At 53.2% G+C, this 15,831-nt stretch carries 17 protein-coding genes; 2 read left to right on the forward strand and 15 right to left on the reverse strand.

The features are described from left to right. Positions 1–17 precede the first annotated feature (17 nt). The 13 genes from truB to WMO29_RS05670 all read right to left on the reverse strand — a co-directional run bounded on the left by truB (position 18) and on the right by WMO29_RS05670 (position 12,728). On the reverse strand, positions 18–944 hold the full coding sequence (truB, locus tag WMO29_RS05610; RefSeq protein WP_349164127.1) for a tRNA pseudouridine(55) synthase TruB: 927 nt from the start codon (positions 942–944) through the stop codon (positions 18–20). Next, positions 937–1,902: a DHH family phosphoesterase gene (locus WMO29_RS05615; RefSeq protein ID WP_178037989.1), complete on the reverse strand. Its 966-nt coding sequence runs from the start codon at positions 1,900–1,902 to the stop codon at positions 937–939. Before WMO29_RS05615 ends, truB begins: the two co-directional genes overlap by 8 nt. Continuing rightward, a complete protein-coding gene (rbfA, locus tag WMO29_RS05620) occupies positions 1,889–2,275 on the reverse strand; it encodes a 30S ribosome-binding factor RbfA (RefSeq protein ID WP_178037988.1) in 387 nt (128 codons plus the stop codon). Before rbfA ends, WMO29_RS05615 begins: the two co-directional genes overlap by 14 nt. Before the next feature lie 24 nt (positions 2,276–2,299). After that, entirely contained in the window at positions 2,300–4,921 is a 2,622-nt protein-coding gene (gene infB / locus WMO29_RS05625; RefSeq protein WP_349164128.1) for a translation initiation factor IF-2, read from the reverse strand. Between the two features lie 54 nt (positions 4,922–4,975). Continuing rightward, positions 4,976–5,287: a L7Ae/L30e/S12e/Gadd45 family ribosomal protein gene (locus WMO29_RS05630; protein WP_178039753.1), complete on the reverse strand. Its 312-nt coding sequence runs from the start codon at positions 5,285–5,287 to the stop codon at positions 4,976–4,978. Continuing rightward, on the reverse strand, positions 5,268–5,540 hold the full coding sequence (gene rnpM, locus WMO29_RS05635; RefSeq protein ID WP_178039752.1) for an RNase P modulator RnpM: 273 nt from the start codon (positions 5,538–5,540) through the stop codon (positions 5,268–5,270). The genes WMO29_RS05630 and rnpM overlap by 20 nt, the downstream gene beginning before the upstream one ends. Beyond that, a complete protein-coding gene (gene nusA / locus WMO29_RS05640; RefSeq protein WP_178039751.1) occupies positions 5,533–6,708 on the reverse strand; it encodes a transcription termination factor NusA in 1,176 nt (391 codons plus the stop codon). Before nusA ends, rnpM begins: the two co-directional genes overlap by 8 nt. Positions 6,709–6,741: 33 nt before the next feature. After that, a complete protein-coding gene (locus tag WMO29_RS05645; protein ID WP_178039750.1) occupies positions 6,742–7,209 on the reverse strand; it encodes a ribosome maturation factor RimP in 468 nt (155 codons plus the stop codon). 129 nt (positions 7,210–7,338) lie between these two features. Next, positions 7,339–8,772 carry an adenylosuccinate lyase gene (purB, locus tag WMO29_RS05650; protein WP_178039749.1) on the reverse strand — a complete coding sequence of 478 codons (1,434 nt, stop codon included), beginning with the start codon at positions 8,770–8,772 and terminating at the stop codon, positions 7,339–7,341. Between the two features lie 81 nt (positions 8,773–8,853). After that, the gene (gene purF, locus WMO29_RS05655) at positions 8,854–10,305 is read right to left on the reverse strand and encodes an amidophosphoribosyltransferase (RefSeq protein ID WP_349164130.1); all 1,452 of its coding nucleotides are present in this window, start codon (positions 10,303–10,305) and stop codon (positions 8,854–8,856) included. A gap of 259 nt (positions 10,306–10,564) precedes the next feature. Beyond that, positions 10,565–11,665 carry a glycerol dehydrogenase gene (locus tag WMO29_RS05660; protein WP_349164132.1) on the reverse strand — a complete coding sequence of 367 codons (1,101 nt, stop codon included), beginning with the start codon at positions 11,663–11,665 and terminating at the stop codon, positions 10,565–10,567. A gap of 168 nt (positions 11,666–11,833) precedes the next feature. Beyond that, on the reverse strand, positions 11,834–12,277 hold the full coding sequence (locus WMO29_RS05665; protein WP_349164133.1) for a hypothetical protein: 444 nt from the start codon (positions 12,275–12,277) through the stop codon (positions 11,834–11,836). Continuing rightward, positions 12,270–12,728, reverse strand: a complete 459-nt coding sequence (locus WMO29_RS05670; protein ID WP_349164134.1) for a DUF3990 domain-containing protein — start codon at positions 12,726–12,728, stop codon at positions 12,270–12,272. Before WMO29_RS05670 ends, WMO29_RS05665 begins: the two co-directional genes overlap by 8 nt. 351 nt (positions 12,729–13,079) lie before the next feature. Here WMO29_RS05670 and WMO29_RS05675 point away from each other — a divergent pair, with 351 nt between their 5' ends. Both WMO29_RS05675 and WMO29_RS05680 read left to right on the forward strand, forming a co-directional pair. Next, on the forward strand, positions 13,080–14,042 hold the full coding sequence (locus WMO29_RS05675) for a Gfo/Idh/MocA family protein (protein WP_349164135.1): 963 nt from the start codon (positions 13,080–13,082) through the stop codon (positions 14,040–14,042). 55 nt (positions 14,043–14,097) lie between these two features. Beyond that, positions 14,098–14,244: a DUF6061 family protein gene (locus WMO29_RS05680; protein ID WP_435391112.1), complete on the forward strand. Its 147-nt coding sequence runs from the start codon at positions 14,098–14,100 to the stop codon at positions 14,242–14,244. 79 nt (positions 14,245–14,323) lie between these two features. Here the strand turns inward: WMO29_RS05680 and msrB are convergent, their stop codons facing one another. Further along, positions 14,324–15,178 carry a peptide-methionine (R)-S-oxide reductase MsrB gene (gene msrB / locus WMO29_RS05685; protein WP_349164136.1) on the reverse strand — a complete coding sequence of 285 codons (855 nt, stop codon included), beginning with the start codon at positions 15,176–15,178 and terminating at the stop codon, positions 14,324–14,326. After that, the coding region (locus WMO29_RS05690; RefSeq protein WP_349164137.1) for a TlpA disulfide reductase family protein at positions 15,159–15,831 on the reverse strand (673 nt) is incomplete at its 5' end. The genes msrB and WMO29_RS05690, both read right to left, overlap by 20 nt.

Here is a 15,831-nt window from a genome sequence, read left to right on the forward strand (position 1 = left end):
TCCTATCATTTTATCCCTCAGGATAAAAACATTTTCTCGGGCTTATAGCGTCTGCCGCCCTGTTCCCGCCGGTAGAGCCCCCGGAAATCCCCTTCGGAATTGTATACACGCACGCAATTGCGCTCCAGCTCCGTACCTTCCGGCGGGCACTCTCCGGTCGTTTCCGCGATATCCTCTTTTCCAAAAGGATTGCCGTTTTGAATCAGGCGATCGCTCTCCTGCCTGATACGGACTGCCGGGCAGACCGCAAAGACGTCGTCCACCGGAAGCAGTACCTCCTCGATGCGGCCCTCGTGCATCATTGTCTCCAGTTCAGAAAGCTTATGGCTGTCCGCCAGTTCAAAACGGTCTACTTTGGTACGCAGCAGGCTTTTCATACAGCCGCCGCAGCCTAGCTTTTCACCGATGTCCTGACAGAGGGTGCGGATATAGGTACCGCTGCTGCAGGTCACCGTAAAGGTCACCTCCGGGAGCCGGATTTCGTGAATCTCCATATCCAGAATCCGTACCCGTCTGGCCTGGCGCTCCACCTCTTTGCCTTCGCGGGCCAGCTCATAGAGCTTTTTTCCGTTGACCTTCAGGGCCGAATACATGGGCGGGACCTGGTCGTAGTCGCCAAGGAAGCTCATGATCGCCTCCTGGACCTGCTCCCCGGTGGCTGTCACCGGCGCTTCTGTCAGCACCCTGCCGGAAGTATCCTGGGTGTCGGTGGTCTGTCCCAGCAAAAGCACTGCCCGGTAGGTCTTCTCTTTTTCTGTCAGAAGTCCGCAGAGCTTTGTGGCATTTCCCAGACAGACAGGAAGAACTCCCTCCGCATCCGGATCGAGAGTTCCCGTATGGCCTATCTTTTTCTGTTTTACGATTCCGCGGAGCTTCGCCACCACGTCGTGTGAGGTGAAGCCCGCTTCTTTATAGACGTTGATTACACCATTCATGTTATACATCCTGATTCTGATTCAGCTGCTTTTCGATGTGCAGGGTCAGATTGTTGACCACATCGTAAAAGGTTCCGTGCATGGTACAGCCCGCCGCCTTTACGTGCCCGCCGCCGCCGAAATAAGCGCAGACTGCGCTGACGTCCACAGGGCCGTTGGACCGAAGGCTGACCTTATACTGATGATTGCCTGTTTCATAGAGGAAAATGGCTACTTCCACGCCGTCGGTCACGCGCAGCTGGCTGACGATACCGTCCAGATCCGCAGGAATTGCTCCGTAAAAATCCATATCCTTTTCCCGGATGCGGCCTACGATAACACGGCCATCCAGCAGAAGAATGCTCTCCACCAGCGCGCGGCCCAGAATCTGGTTCTGGATGTAGGTTTTCTTATAGAAGGTCTCATCCACAATCCGGCTGAAGTCGATGCCTTTGGCAATCAGGCTTCCCGCGATCTGCATGGTCTTCGGGGAAGTATTGGAATACTGGAAAACGCCGGTATCATGGACAATGCCCATGTACAGCGCCTCCGCTGTGTGTCTGGAAATTTTTTCCTCTTCCATGGTTTCCCAGGCAAGCTCCGACGCGCTGCTGGCGTCGGCTACTACCCAGTTCACATCCGCAAAACCCGGATTGGTAACGTGATGATCAATGCAGACTGTATGCTTCGCGGCGTCCAGATACCTGACCGCCGCTCCCAGCCGCTCTTTGTCACTGGCGTCCAGAGAGATAAATAAGTCATAGACCTTATCCTCATTACAGTCCGTCTTTACCAGCTCCGCGCCGTTCAGGAAGCGGAACTTGGGTACGATCTGTTCCAGATATACGTCCGCCTGAATCTCCGGGTAATTGTCCCGGAGATAATTCCACACGCCCAGACAGGAACCCGTGCAGTCCCCGTCCGGACGGATATGTCCGCTGATCGCCACTGTCTTCACATTTGTAAGCTCATCCTTAAGCCTGATCATCCTCTTCATCCTCTTCTTTACTGCCCTGGTTTACGTCGTCGATAAGCTTTGACATATGGACGCCATACTCGATAGACTGATCCATGACAAAGCGGATCTCCGGGGTGTTGCGCAGGTTGATAGACTTGGCCAGAGCACGGCGGATATAGCCCTCCGCGCTCTTAAGGCCTGCCAGCGTATCTGCCTGGGCCTGCTTGTCGCCTAGGACGCTGATGTAGGCCTTTGCGGTCTTCAGGTCCGGGGCAACCTCCACTTCTACCACCGAAGTCATCGGGCAGATGCGCGGGTCCTTGATCTCATTTAAAATGATATTGCTCAGCTCCCGGCGCACCTCGCCGTTGATTCTTGTATTTTTAATACTGTTTTTTCTCATATATTATTCACCTCAGACAATGCCCTATCTCGGCACCTCTACCATGGTGTAAGCCTCTACGATATCCAGCTCCCTGATGTCGTTGAACTTCTCGAAGACCAGACCGCACTCGTAGCCTGCCTTGACTTCCTTCACGTCGTCCTTGAAACGCTTCAGGGACGCCAGCGGGCCGTCGAAGATCTGCTCGCCCTCGCGGGTGATACGGCACTTGCAGCCTCTCTGGAATACACCGTCCAGCACATAGGAGCCTGCGATATTGCCCACGCCGGACGCCTTGAAGATCTGACGCACCTCTGCGTGGCCCAGCACCTTCTCCTCGAAAATCGGATCCAGCATGCCCTTCATGGCTGCCTCTACGTCGTTGATGGCGTCGTAGATGACGCGGTACAGACGCAGATCCACCTTCTCGCGCTCCGCGGTTTCCTTAGCAGTCGCGTCAGGACGCACGTTGAAGCCGATGATAATGGCGTTGGACGCTGCCGCCAGGCTGACGTCGGACTCGTTGATGGCTCCTACGCCACCATGGATAATCTTTACTACTACTTCCTCGTTGGAGAGCTTTAAGAGACTCTGCTTTACGGCCTCCACAGAACCCTGTACGTCGGCCTTTACGATGATATTCAGCTCCTTTAAGTTGCCGGACTGAATCTGGGAATACAGATCGTCCAGGGACATCTTGAGCTTGGTATCCTCGATGAGCTTCTCTCTGCTCTCTTTTACATAGGTCTCGGCAAAGGCTCTTGCCTCCTTGTCGGTCTCCGGAGATACGAAGATCTCTCCGGCGTTGGGCACGTCATTGAGACCCAGAATCTCGACCGGCTTGGACGGGCCTGCCTCTTTCACGCGGCGGCCATTGTCATCCATCATGGCGCGGACCTTACCGTGGCAGGAACCTACGGCAATGGGATCTCCCACATGCAGGGTTCCCTTCTGTACCAGCACGGTAGCAACCGGGCCCTTGCCCTTGTCAAGCTCTGCCTCGATAACCAGACCTCTCGCCCGGCGGTTCGGGTTGGCCTTCAGCTCCAGAACCTCAGATGTCAGCAGAATCATTTCCAGCAGGTTATCGATACCCTCATGGGTATGGGCGGATACCGGGCAGAAAATGGTGCTGCCGCCCCAGTCCTCGGGAATCAGCTCATACTCGGTCAGCTCCTGCTTTACACGCTCGATATTAGCGCTGGGCTTATCGATCTTATTGATGGCAACGATGATCTCGATGCCTGCGGCCTTGGCATGGTTAATAGCCTCAATGGTCTGGGGCATTACGCCGTCGTCGGCTGCAACTACCAGGATGGCGATATCGGTGGAGTTAGCTCCACGCATACGCATGGCGGTGAACGCCTCATGTCCCGGTGTGTCCAGGAAGGTGATCTTCTGACCGTTGATGCTTACCACGTAAGCACCGATGTGCTGGGTGATTCCGCCTGCCTCGCGGTCAATGACATGGGTGTCACGGATGGCATCCAGCAGGGAAGTCTTACCATGGTCTACATGACCCATAACGCAGACTACCGGCGGACGGGATACGAGTGTCTCATCGCTGTCTTCCGTATCCTCCAGCATCTTCGCGATGACGTCTTCCTTCTCCTCGGGAACCGGATCGAAATTCATTTCCATAGCCAGCTCGCCTGCCGCCTCAAAGTCCAGTTCGGAGTTTACGGTTACCATCTTGCCTGCCAGGAACAGCTTCTTGATGATCACGGACGGCTGAATCTTCATCTTCTCCGCCAGATCATGGATGCTGATCATTTCCGGAATTTCGATAACCTTGGGGGTGTTGTCTTCTTTCTTAGGCGCAGGTGCCGGCTGACGAGTCTGAGCAGCGCCCTTACCTCCCTTGCCGCCCTTCTGATTCGGACGGTTACCGCCCTGGTTCGGACGACGTCCGCCCTGACCCGGCTTGCCATTCCAGCTATCATTGAACTTTGTGTTCTTATCTTTCTTGGTATCATCATTGCGATTCTTATTCTCCGCTCTGCGGTTCTCGTTCTTACGAAGCTCTACCGGTGCTGACGGGATATCCATGGAAGAACGACGGTTGTCTCTTCCCTGGCCTCCTCTGTTCTGGCCGTCGCGGTTCTGATAGCCGCCGCTTCTCTGGCCGTCACGGTTCTGATAGCCGCTGCCCTGACCATCGCGTCTCTGGTAGCCGCCGCTCTGGCCGTCTCTTCTCTGACCGTCGCGGTTCTGATAGCCGCTGCCCTGACCATCGCGTCTCTGGCCGTCTCTTCTCTGACCGTCACGGTTCTGATAGCCGCCCTGACCGTCTCTTCTCTGACCATCGCGATTCTGTGCCGGTCTGCCCTGGCCTGCCGGTCTTGCGTTATTCTCAGACGCTGCCGGACGGGACTGGGGCGCTGCTGCCGGTTTTGCCGCCTCTGTGACCGGTTTTGCTGCCGGTGCTGCCGCCGGCTTTACTGCCTCGGTCTTCGGAGCCGGTGCCGGTGCTGCCGCAGACTTTGCCGGTGCTGCCGTCGGTTTTGCCGCAGGCTTTGCTGCCGGACGGGACTGTGCCTGACGGGCTGCCTGCTGCTTTTTCTCGGCTCTCGGATCCTTGATGCCGGTCTTACTGTTGTGGGTATTGTATACAGCAATGATCTTTTTCTTCTTCTTTACTTCCTGTTCTTCTCCATTTGTATTCATATGGCTGTTTCCCTCCAAATTTCTACCTCCGTTATGATTGATTGTTCAGCTTCTTCACAATCTCAAATTCTTCTCTATACTCTTCGCAAGTCCCTCATCCAGAATCGCCAGGGACGCGCGGAATTCCTTGCCCATCGCGTGGCCCAGCTCCTCTTTTCCACCATAGAAATACACAGGTACTTCGTAGTAGTCACACATATTTTGGAACTTCTTTTTTGTATTATCGGACGATTCATCCGACACAATGACAAGCGCCGCCTTTCCGGACTTGACTGCGTGCTCCGTGGCGAATTCGCCGCTGGCGGTCTTTCCTGCCTTCTGGGCCAGGCCTATCAGGGATAATACTCTATTCTGTGCCAAGCTCATCCAACTCCTTTTCCAGGCTGTCGTACACTGCTGAAGGAATGGCCATCTTCAGGGAACGCTCCAGGCCTTTGTTCTTCCGGGCTTTTGCAAGACATTCCTTGGAAAAACAAAGATACGCGCCCCGACCGTTCTTCCGGCCTGTGGCGTCCAGCACAATTTCATCCTCCGCTGTCTTAAGGACTCTCAGCATCTCTTTCTTGCTTTTCATTTCCTGACAGCCCACGCACTGGCGCATCGGTACTTTTTTATTCATCCTGACTCTCTTCCTCTGTCTCTGTCTCAGCTGCTTCTGCGGCCTGCGCTTCCTCGTAAGCCTGGGACTCCTTATACTCCTCGAAGTCCTCGTACTCCTCGTACTCCTCGTCTACGTCCAACCAGCCCTCGATTTCTCTTGCCTGGGTCTCGCTCTTGATGTCAATCTTGAAGCCGGTGAGCCTTGCTGCCAGTCTCGCATTCTGGCCTTCCTTACCGATGGCCAGGGACAGCTGATAATCGGGAACCACAACCTTGGCTGTCTTATCCTCCGGATCAGCCAGGACCGCGATCACCTTGGCCGGGCTTAAGGCGTTCTCAATCAGCAGGGCCGGATTCTCATTCCAGTTGATGATGTCGATCTTCTCGCCGCGCAGTTCATTTACAATCGCGTTGACACGGGCGCCGTTCATACCGACGCAGGCGCCTACCGGATCCACGTCCGGATCGTTGGACCATACGGCGATCTTCGTTCTGGAGCCTGCCTCACGGGCGATGCACTTGATCTCCACAATGCCGTCCCGGACCTCGGTTACCTCGGACTCAAACAGGCGCTTTACCAGCTCCGGATGGGTTCTGGACAGCAGGATACGCGGTCCCTTATTGGTATCCTTTACTTCCAGGATATATACCTTGATACGCTCGGTGGGCTTGAATACCTCACCCTTTACCATCTCGTTTTCATTGAGGATGGCGTCTACCTTACCCAGGTTTACGCTGACATTGCGGCCCAGGTATCTCTGTACGACGCCGGTCACAACCTCTTTCTCCATGCCGTAATACTGGTTAAACAGAGATTTTCTCTCTTCCTCGCGGATCTTCTGCAGGATGATGTTCTTGGCATTCTGTGTGGCGATACGTCCGAATTCCTTGGATTTTACTTCCACATTCACAATGTCACCCACCTCGTACTTGGGGTCGATCATCTTCGCGTTGGACAGGCTGATCTCGGTCACATCATCCTCTACCTGCTCTACGACCTTCTTCTCCGCAAGTACGGAGAACTGGCAGGTAACCGGGTCGATATTGACCTTAATATTGTCGGCCTTGCCAAAGTGCGCCTCACAGGCTTTCAGCAGAGAGTTCTCGATGGCCTCCAGCATGGTCTCCTTGCTGATATCCTTTTCTTTCTCCAAAAGCTCCAGAGCTTCCAGCAGTTCTGTGTTCATTCTTTTCTTTCCTCCTAGTTTTTCACTCTTCTATTAAAAATCAAACGCCAGACGAATCAGCGCAATGTTGTCTCTGTCAAATATCTGTTCCTGTCCGTCCTCTGTCTCAATGGTTACCGTGTCCTTATCCCAGGCTTTTAATACGCCGCGGAATTCCTTCTGCCTGTCTACCATGCGGTAGGTGCGGATCTCCACTTCTTCGCCCTTGCTCCGGATAAAATCACGTTCTTTTTTCAGCGGTCGGCCAAGGCCCGGGGAACTGACCTCCAGAATGTAGGAATCGTCGATGAAATCGTCCCGATCCAGCAGATCGCCCAGCTCCCGGTTGACTACCTCGCAGTCATCCACCGTGATTCCGCCCGGCTTATCGATGTAAGCCCGCAGATACCAGTTACCGGCTTCTTTTACATACTCCACATCCACCAGCTCGAAGCCGTTGGCTTCCATGATGGGCATGAGAAGCTTCTCTGTCTTCTGTTCGTACTCTTCTCTCTTTGTCATAGTCTTCCTTTCCCTGGGCGGTCGTGTTTTTTATTTCAAAAACAAAGAGTGAACTTTCGTTCACTCTTTGTCGGCCGCGCTATTTATTCTATTACAATGTAGCACACTTTTTCCATAAATGCAAGGGGTTTATACGTTAATTTCTGCTTTTTCTCCGAGAATATCGCTGTATTTCTCCAGAATCGGCTTTACCACCTGTCCCAGGAACGCGTCTACCTGCTCCGGGGCGCGTCCCACATAGCGGGAGGGCTCCATAGTCTTCTTCAGATCCTCCAGGGAAAGGCCGAAGGCCGGGTCTGCGGCAATCAGCTCCAGCAGGTTATTCTCTTCGCCGTTTACCTTCACATTCTTTCCTGCTTCCATGGAAAGCTCACGGATACGCTCATGCAGCTCCTGGCGATCGCCGCCTGCCTTGACCGCGTCCATCATGATGTTCTCGGTGGCCATGAAGGGAAGCTCTGCCATCATGTGCTTGCGGATCACCTTCGGGTATACCACCAGGCCGTCTACCACGTTCAGGCACAGATCCAGGATGCCGTCGATGGCCAGGAAGCCTTCCGGAATGGACAGACGCTTATTGGCGGAGTCGTCCAGGGTACGCTCAAACCACTGGGTGGCGCTGGTGATGGCCGGGTTCAGGGCGTCCACGATCACGTAGCGGGACAGGGAAGCGATTCGCTCGCTGCGCATGGGGTTGCGTTTGTATGCCATGGCGGAGGAACCGATCTGGGATTTCTCGAAGGGCTCTTCCACTTCCTTCAGATGCTGCAGAAGGCGGATGTCGTTGGACATCTTGTGGGCGCTGGCTGCAATGCCTGCCAGCACGTTCAGGACACGGGTGTCCACCTTACGGGAGTAGGTCTGGCCGGATACCGGGTAGCACTCCCTGAAGCCCATCTTCTCCGCGATCATCGGATCGATTTTATTGATTTTCTCTTCGTCGCCCTCAAACAGCTCCTTGAAGCTGGCCTGGGTGCCGGTGGTTCCCTTGGATCCAAGAAGCTTCATGGTGGAAATCACGTGCTCCAGATCCTCCAGGTCCAGGCAGAATTCCTGCATCCACAGGGTCGCTCTCTTTCCCACGGTGGTGGGCTGGGCCGGCTGGAAATGGGTAAACGCCAGGGTCGGCAGATCCTTATACTTATCAGCAAAAGCTGCCAGCTCATTTAACACGTTGACCAGCTTCTTATGAACCAGCTTCAGGGCCTCGGTCATGACGATGATGTCTGTATTGTCGCCCACATAGCAGGACGTAGCGCCCAGATGGATGATGCCCTTTGCCTTCGGACACTGGCAGCCGTATGCGTATACGTGGGACATGACGTCGTGGCGTACCTCTTTCTCACGGGCCTTTGCCACGTCGTAGTTGATGTCGTCCTGATGGGCCTTCAGTTCGTCGATCTGCTCCTGGGTGATGGGCAATCCCAGCTCCTTCTCGGTTTCAGCCAGGGCGATCCACAGCTTTCTCCAGGTGCGGAATTTCTTATCCGGGGAAAAGATGTACTGCATCTCCTTGCTTGCGTAGCGCTCGGATAAGGGGCTTACGTATCTGTCTGTACTCATGTTTTCTCTCCTCTTTGTTTTTCCATTTATTTTACTATATTTCCCGCCATATCACAATCTTATTTTCCGGGCTTATTTTTCTTATTTTTCAAAGCTGCCCCGGATATCCTCAGTAGGCGGCGCAATGGGATACTTTCCGGTAAAGCAGGCCGTACAGTGTCCAAGCCCCTCGACCATCTCACCCAGACGCTCCTCCCGCAGATAGGCCAGGGAATCGGCTCCGATGAGTTCACATACCTCCTCCACCGTCCGGTTGTGGGCAATCAGCTGATCCTCTGCCGGCACGTCCGTACCGAAGTAGCAGGGGTGCAGAAAGGGCGGAGAGCTGACGCGCATATGGACCTCCCGGGCTCCCGCCTCCCGGAGCATCTTCACGATCCGGTCGCTGGTGGTACCCCGGACAATGGAATCATCGATCATGATAACCCGTTTCCCGTTCACCGCCTCCCGGAGCACATTCAGCTTTACCCGGACGCTGGATTCCCGGCTGCTCTGCCCCGGCTTGATAAAGGTCCGTCCCACATAGCCGTTCTTTACAAAAGCGGTTCCGTAGGGAATCCCGGACTGCAGGGAATACCCTAAGGCCGCCGCATTGCCTGACTCGGGTACGCCCACCACCAGGTCGGCCTCCACCGGGCTGTCCATGGCCAGGAATCTTCCCGAGCGAATCCGCGCCTGATAGACGCTGACGCCGTCGAAATGGGTATCCGGCCGGGCGAAATAAATATATTCAAAGATACAGCGGGCCTCCTGATCCTTGGGCAGGCAATGGCTCCGGTCAGATTCGACGCCCTTTCCCGGCGTAATGGTCACAATCTCGCCGGGCTCCACGTCCCGCACAAAGGTGGCGCCGATGGTATCCAGGGCGCAGGTCTCACTGGCCAGGATGTAAGCGTTGTCACGCTTGCCGATGCATAAGGGACGGAAGCCGTAGGGGTCTCTGGCTCCGATGAGCTTTCTGGGGGACATGACAATCAGGGAATAGGCTCCCTTGATCTTATCCATAGCCCGGGAAACTGCTTCCTCAACGCTCCCCGTGTGGATTCGCTCTCTGGCGATATGGTAGGCAATGACCTCGGAATCAATGGTGGTCTGAAAAATAGCTCCGGTGTATTCCAGCTCCCGGCGGAGCTCCGGCGCGTTGACCAGGTTGCCGTTGTGGGCTAACCCTAAGGTTCCTTTCACATAATTTAATACCAGCGGCTGGGCGTTCTCTCTGGTACTGCTGCCCGCCGTGGAATAGCGGGTATGTCCTACGCCGATATCGCCCTTCAGGGCGCTTAACTGTTCCGGCGCAAAGACCTCATTTACCAGGCCCATGCCTTTATGGCTTTTTACCACGCCTTTGGGGCCGTTCGTATCGCTGACCGCGATGCCGCAGCTCTCCTGTCCTCTGTGCTGCAGGGCAAATAAGCCGTAATAAATCGTAGAAGCCACGTCGTTGCCGTCGAAATCATAGATTCCGAACACGCCGCATTCCTCACGGAGCTTCTCGTCCTCTTCGTATTGTTCATGGATTTGTTCTCTGTTCATGGGGTACCTCCGTCCTGTGCTTTTCTTATAAAGATGCTTTTCTGTACGGATGACGGTCAGATAAGGCCGTCGGAATTTTCTCATTTAGTACGTACAAAAGTATAAACCATGATTTTTTGAAATGCAAGGGCGGATCGGGGGACGGTTATTACTTATTCTAATTGATAATTTGGTGGTTTTCTTATAAAAATGCGCAGAAAAAATCCCGGCGTCTCTGCTTTTTCGGTCAGGGGCGCCGGGGTGCGAAATGTTTTTGGTTTTATGCTTCGCCGAGGAAATATTTTCCGTACCGGTCTGCAGCGAGGATAGCCGCGTAAACGGACTCCGGCGTTACTTCAAAGGGCATATTGTGCAGCGTATCATTTTCCGCGCAGGCAGCTTCGGCAACCGCCATCAGCTTCTCCTTCGTGGGATTCTCAATTCCAAGCTCCTTCAGGGTCACAGGCAGGCCCAGCTCGATACACCAGTTGATGATATCCTCCAGCTCGTCCGCCGGAATATTCTCCAGAACCAGCTGGGTAATGGTGCCGAAGGCAACCTTCTCGCCATGGTACATGTGATGACACTCCTCCAGAACGGTAAAGCCGTTGTGGATAGCATGAGCTCCGGCCAGACCGCCGCTCTCGAAGCCGATGCCGCTGAGCAGAGTATTGGCCTCGATCACCTTCTCCACTGCCTCGGTGCAGGCTCCCGCTTCCAGAGCCAGCTTCGCCTTTACACCCTCATCCATCAGGGTATCAAAGCACAGCTTAGCCAGAGCCATCGCCGCTCCCGTCACCTTGCCGCCCGCGCAGGTCATTGCCCCGCTGGTCTTGCAGGCACGCGCCTCAAAATACGTCGCCAGCGCGTCGCCCATACCGGACACGGTCAGACGAACCGGGGACTTGGCGATGATTTCCGTATCCATCAGGACCATATTCGGGTTCGCCGGAAGGAACAGATACTCCTCAAATACCCCTGCGTCTGTATAAATAACGGACAGCGCGCTGCAGGGAGCGTCTGTGGACGCGATGGTCGGGCAGATCAGCACCGGCGCCTTCTCATAATAAGCTACCGCCTTGGCTGTATCCAGAATCTTACCGCCGCCGACGCCAATCACCAGGTCGCAGCCGTTCTTCTTCATTATCTCCATCAGACGGTTGATCTCTGTCTTGCTGCACTCTCCGTTGAAATAATCCAGAACCGGTTCGCAGCCGGAATCCCGGAACGCAGTCTCCAGAGTCGTTCCCAGTCTCTTATGGCCGGACGCTGTCACCAGCACCAGAGCCTTCTTTCCATAGGTCTTTGCGTAGGTACCAAGCTTCTTCAGTTCGCCTGCTCCCTGTACATACTTGCCGGGACTTGTCAAAATCTTTGCCATGATAAAATCCTCCTGTCATATGATTGCTTTCCATTTTATAGTTACCAGATAGCAGCATCACCATACGGCCTGCAGCGTTGATCTGTTATCTTTCCAAAGAGTATTATAATGCTCCGGCATTTGATTGTCAATATTTTAACGTTATTTTTTTATCAATCTCATTCAGAATTAATCCAGCAGTTTTCCTTCCCGATAAGACCACTCCAGATAATCCGGATTCTGATAATATAGGTCCGAATTAAAATTCGATATGGCGTCGCTGATAAAGGAAGAAAATATCTTCATCAGTTCTTCCGCTTCTTTCCCCGGCTCTGCGCAGTCTTCTACCATAATACTGTAGAGTTTCCCGATATCCAGATAACTGGGAACCGAGTATTTGCAGCCGGATAGGGTATCAAAATCTCCCTGCTCTATCCCGTAATAGGAAATTACCTCGTCGCTGACCTGCTCAAAGCTGAGACAATGGTTCACTTCCGCATCCCGAAGCAGTTTTTCTATTCCTTTTATCCCAATGGCCCGGACAATATCTCCCCGGTGATTCCTGGTTTCTCGCCCAATATATTCGATTAGAGCACAGACATAGAAATAATCGTTACGTTCTTTTTCAGTCATAGAGTACCTCGCTGGTTATAAATGTCAGACAATCAAGTGCAGATAACGTATGAAAGCTTATCTGATGCGTCGGATATTTAAACTCTGCCAAAACCCAGAACTGCTTTCTGTTAATTCGTCCCGAAAGATAATCATTTACATAATTCCACACAGTATCATTTGCCATCGGTCCTTCTACAATATCGTAATCATGCGTTTTTCCACTTCGGCATGCAGCAATAAAGTCCAGCCATTCATCTGAGATCTCCGGGAACTTCCGAATCTTCAGTTTTTCATTCGGCTCATACTTATAGTAATTAATGACTGGTTCACCCGGTCCTCGATTCGCCCATCTCACAGCCTGTTGTATATTATTCGTGCAATAAAATCCCCACGAAAAATCTTTGGTATACCTTGCTTTCCTTATCTCCGGATATCGAACAATCTCTTTACTTGCATGATATAATTCCATATTTTGAGTACCTCATAATCCAAATGGTTCCATGGTGTTATTTCTTATCATACCATGGAACCGTGGAAAAAACCAGATTATTTACTTTGAGCCTGTGTCAGAATTATGTTCTATCTTATATGTCAGCTCACAATGCACATTATAATCTTCTGTAATCAATCGTTTCATTGTGATTTCCTCCTGTATTTTCTATATTTAAGCATACAAAAAAGACCATCTTACATGGATTTTTCCATATAATATGATCTTGCTTCTCTTTCGTCGTTTCTTTTCTTGACTTTCCTTCCCCTGCCCCCTATCCTATAAGTAATCCTTCATTTACAGGAAATTTTTTTGGAAAAGGAGCTTCTTATGAATCCGCTTCGTATCGGCATTTTAAGTACCGCCTCTATCGTTCCGCGTTTTGTAGGCGCGGCCGGCACCCTGGAGGACTGTGTAATCACAGCTCTTGCTTCCCGGAACCTTGCCCGGGCAGAGGAGAAGGCTGCGCTTTTTAGGATTCCGCAGGCTTTTGGCAGCTACCAGGAGCTGAGCGCCTCCGATGACGTTGATATTGTCTATATCGCCACGATCAACAGTGAGCATGCTTCCTGTGCCCGGCTGGCATTGGAGCATGGAAAACACGTATTCTGTGAAAAGCCATTTGCGCTGAAGCCCGACGAGATCCGGGATCTTTTTTCCCTGGCCCGGGCGAAAGGACTTTTTGTAATGGAGATGCAGAAGTGCGTCTTTCTCCCGGTGATACAGGAGTTGAAAAAGCGCATCCGGGCCGGGGAATTTGGCCGGATTACTATGGCAGATTTTTCCAGCTCCTTCGACGCAGGCTATAACAGCTGGATGTTTGACGCATCCAAGGGCGGCGGTCCACTGTTCAGCAATGCCAGCTATAGTCTGCAGCTGATGCAATACCTCTTTGATTCCTTTGCCGTGGAGCAGACCGGGCTTTGCACCCGCGCGGACAGTCCTGTAGAAAATCAGTTCGCGGCTGTCATGCGCATGGACAATGGAATTCTCTTTACCAATAAGACCAGTACGGCCTCTGAAACCATTCACATGGGCTATCTCTACGGGGAAAAGGGCTATATTGAACTTCCGGATTACTGGAAGGCGCGAAGGGCGGTTCTTCATTTTAAAGGACAGGATCCGATAGAGCTTACCTGTCCCTGTGAGTTTGAGCTCCGCTATGAACTAGAGCATGCCCTTGCCTGTATCCGTAAGGGGCTCAGCGAAAGCCCTGTTATGACGGAAGAAATGTCTGTTCGGGCTATGGAGACTCTGGATGCCCTGCATCGGATGTGGAATCCTGTGATGTAATTTTGTAGCCGTTTTGTAGCCAGCTATTTTATACGTACTAACCGTTCGCAACGACTTGATTTCCATTGACTTCACCGCCGTTGAAAACGAAGTTGCCGATAACCGCTTCCAGCGGTCAGAGCTGGATTATCTGATCTACAACGACCCGCTTGCTTATGCCGATCTGATTCTGAACAGCAAGCTGAACGTCCTGTTTGAATAAACCGACATGAGCATAAACGACAGCGTCCCGGTTCATAATGATTGGGACGCTGCTTATTATATCATTGTATTTTGCGAACTCATTCCTCGAACAGATACAGAAGATATCCGTAACCCTCTGCTTTCATCTTTGCGTAAGGCACAAAGCGTAGGGCCGCACTGTTGATGCAGTAGCGCACGCCATTGGGGGACTCCGGATCGCCGGTGAACACATGACCAAGGTGAGAATCTCCGGCACGGCTTCTGACCTCTGTACGGCGCATGCCGTGGCTCAGGTCCTCCAGTTCCACCACGGCAGGCTCTTCAATGGGCTTTGTGAAAGCCGGCCAGCCGCAGCCGCTCTCGTACTTATCCGTGGAGGAAAAGAGCGGCTCGCCGGTGACGACATCCACATAGATGCCCTTTTCAAACTTATCCCAGAACTCGCCTGTGAAAGCGCGCTCTGTGCCGCTCTCCTGCGTAACACGGTACTGCTCCGCCGTCAGCTTATCCCGGATGGATTCCGCCGCGGGCTTCTGATAGTCGCCCGGATCGATGCGCAGCCGGGAAAACAGCTCCATCTCCGCGCGCGGGATGTGGCAGTAGCCGTTCGGATTCTTTTCGAGGTAGTTCTGGTGGTACTCCTCGGCGGGGTAATAGTTCTTGAGTGGACCTATCTCCACGAAGAACTTTTCACTGCGTCCCCGCTCGATCTCCGCGATGCGCTCCACCGTTTCCTTCGCGCTTTCGTTGGTGTAATAGACACCGGTCTGATACTGGCTGCCCCAGTCGTTGCCCTGCCGGTTCTCCACCGTGGGGTCGATCACATAGAAGTAGGCCAGCAGCCGCTCAGCAGCAGTACCGCGGTGAGCAGAAGCGGCAATCCTCTCCGATACATGGTGGTATCCCTCCTTTCTAAGAAGATAAATTCGTTTGTCAGCCCATATCGGCGGCAAGAGCCTGGTCGATGAGCTTTTGCAGCGTCTCCGCCTGCTTCTTTTCCGTGATGGCGCCTACGATGGGTTCACCCACGATATTGCCGCTGCGGTCGACCACATAGGTGGTTGGATAGGCGAAGACATTCTCCACAAACTTACCGGCATCGCCGCCGGAGCCGAAATAGATGTTTTGATAGGTCGCGCCCTTCTTGGCAAGCACCTCCTTCGCCTCGGAAATTGCCGTTTCGTCGCCGTCCAGCGTGAAGGTGTTGACGCCGATGAGGGAACCGCCCTTCTCCGCCAGTTCCTTGTTCAGCGCATCCAGCTCGGAAAGCTCGCCTACGCAGGGACCGCAGGTGGTGAACCAGAAATTCACTACGGTGACGGCGTTGCCGGAGAACAGCTCGTCGCTCTTCACCGTGTTGCCGTCCAGATCTTTCCCTTCAAAAGCGGGGAACTTCTGCATACTGCCGTCGTCGGGAGGGTTGCTCGTGTCGCTGCCCGCGGGCATGCTCATATCGCCGTCCATGGATTTCTGCATGATCTCGGGATACTTCTCTTCCAACTCGGTCAGCCTGTTTTCAATATTGCTGATCTCCGTGGCTGACTCCTTCAGCCACTCATACTCCTTGTCGGTGAACTGCTCTTTCGCGGCCTCGACGGTATCCAGC

The sequence above is a fragment of the Laedolimicola intestinihominis genome (assembly GCF_040096155.1).
GTDB classification, from domain to species: domain Bacteria; phylum Bacillota; class Clostridia; order Lachnospirales; family Lachnospiraceae; genus Laedolimicola; species Laedolimicola intestinihominis.

Bases quoted from the DNA above. Each gene is read 5' to 3' on its own strand.
- WMO29_RS05660 (WP_349164132.1), bottom strand. From the start codon at position 11,665: ATGGCAAAGATTTTGACAAGTCCCGGCAAGTATGTACAGGGAGCAGGC.
- WMO29_RS05670 (WP_349164134.1), bottom strand. From the start codon at position 12,728: ATGGAATTATATCATGCAAGTAAAGAGATTGTTCGATATCCGGAGATA.
- infB (WP_349164128.1), bottom strand. From the start codon at position 4,921: ATGAATACAAATGGAGAAGAACAGGAAGTAAAGAAGAAGAAAAAGATC.
- rbfA (WP_178037988.1), bottom strand. From the start codon at position 2,275: ATGAGAAAAAACAGTATTAAAAATACAAGAATCAACGGCGAGGTGCGC.
- nusA (WP_178039751.1), bottom strand. From the start codon at position 6,708: ATGAACACAGAACTGCTGGAAGCTCTGGAGCTTTTGGAGAAAGAAAAG.
- truB (WP_349164127.1), bottom strand. From the start codon at position 944: ATGTATAACATGAATGGTGTAATCAACGTCTATAAAGAAGCGGGCTTC.
- WMO29_RS05615 (WP_178037989.1), bottom strand. From the start codon at position 1,902: ATGATCAGGCTTAAGGATGAGCTTACAAATGTGAAGACAGTGGCGATC.
- WMO29_RS05645 (WP_178039750.1), bottom strand. From the start codon at position 7,209: ATGACAAAGAGAGAAGAGTACGAACAGAAGACAGAGAAGCTTCTCATG.
- purB (WP_178039749.1), bottom strand. From the start codon at position 8,772: ATGAGTACAGACAGATACGTAAGCCCCTTATCCGAGCGCTACGCAAGC.
- WMO29_RS05665 (WP_349164133.1), bottom strand. From the start codon at position 12,277: ATGACTGAAAAAGAACGTAACGATTATTTCTATGTCTGTGCTCTAATC.
- rnpM (WP_178039752.1), bottom strand. From the start codon at position 5,540: ATGAATAAAAAAGTACCGATGCGCCAGTGCGTGGGCTGTCAGGAAATG.
- purF (WP_349164130.1), bottom strand. From the start codon at position 10,305: ATGAACAGAGAACAAATCCATGAACAATACGAAGAGGACGAGAAGCTC.
- WMO29_RS05630 (WP_178039753.1), bottom strand. From the start codon at position 5,287: ATGAGCTTGGCACAGAATAGAGTATTATCCCTGATAGGCCTGGCCCAG.
- WMO29_RS05675 (WP_349164135.1), top strand. From the start codon at position 13,080: ATGAATCCGCTTCGTATCGGCATTTTAAGTACCGCCTCTATCGTTCCG.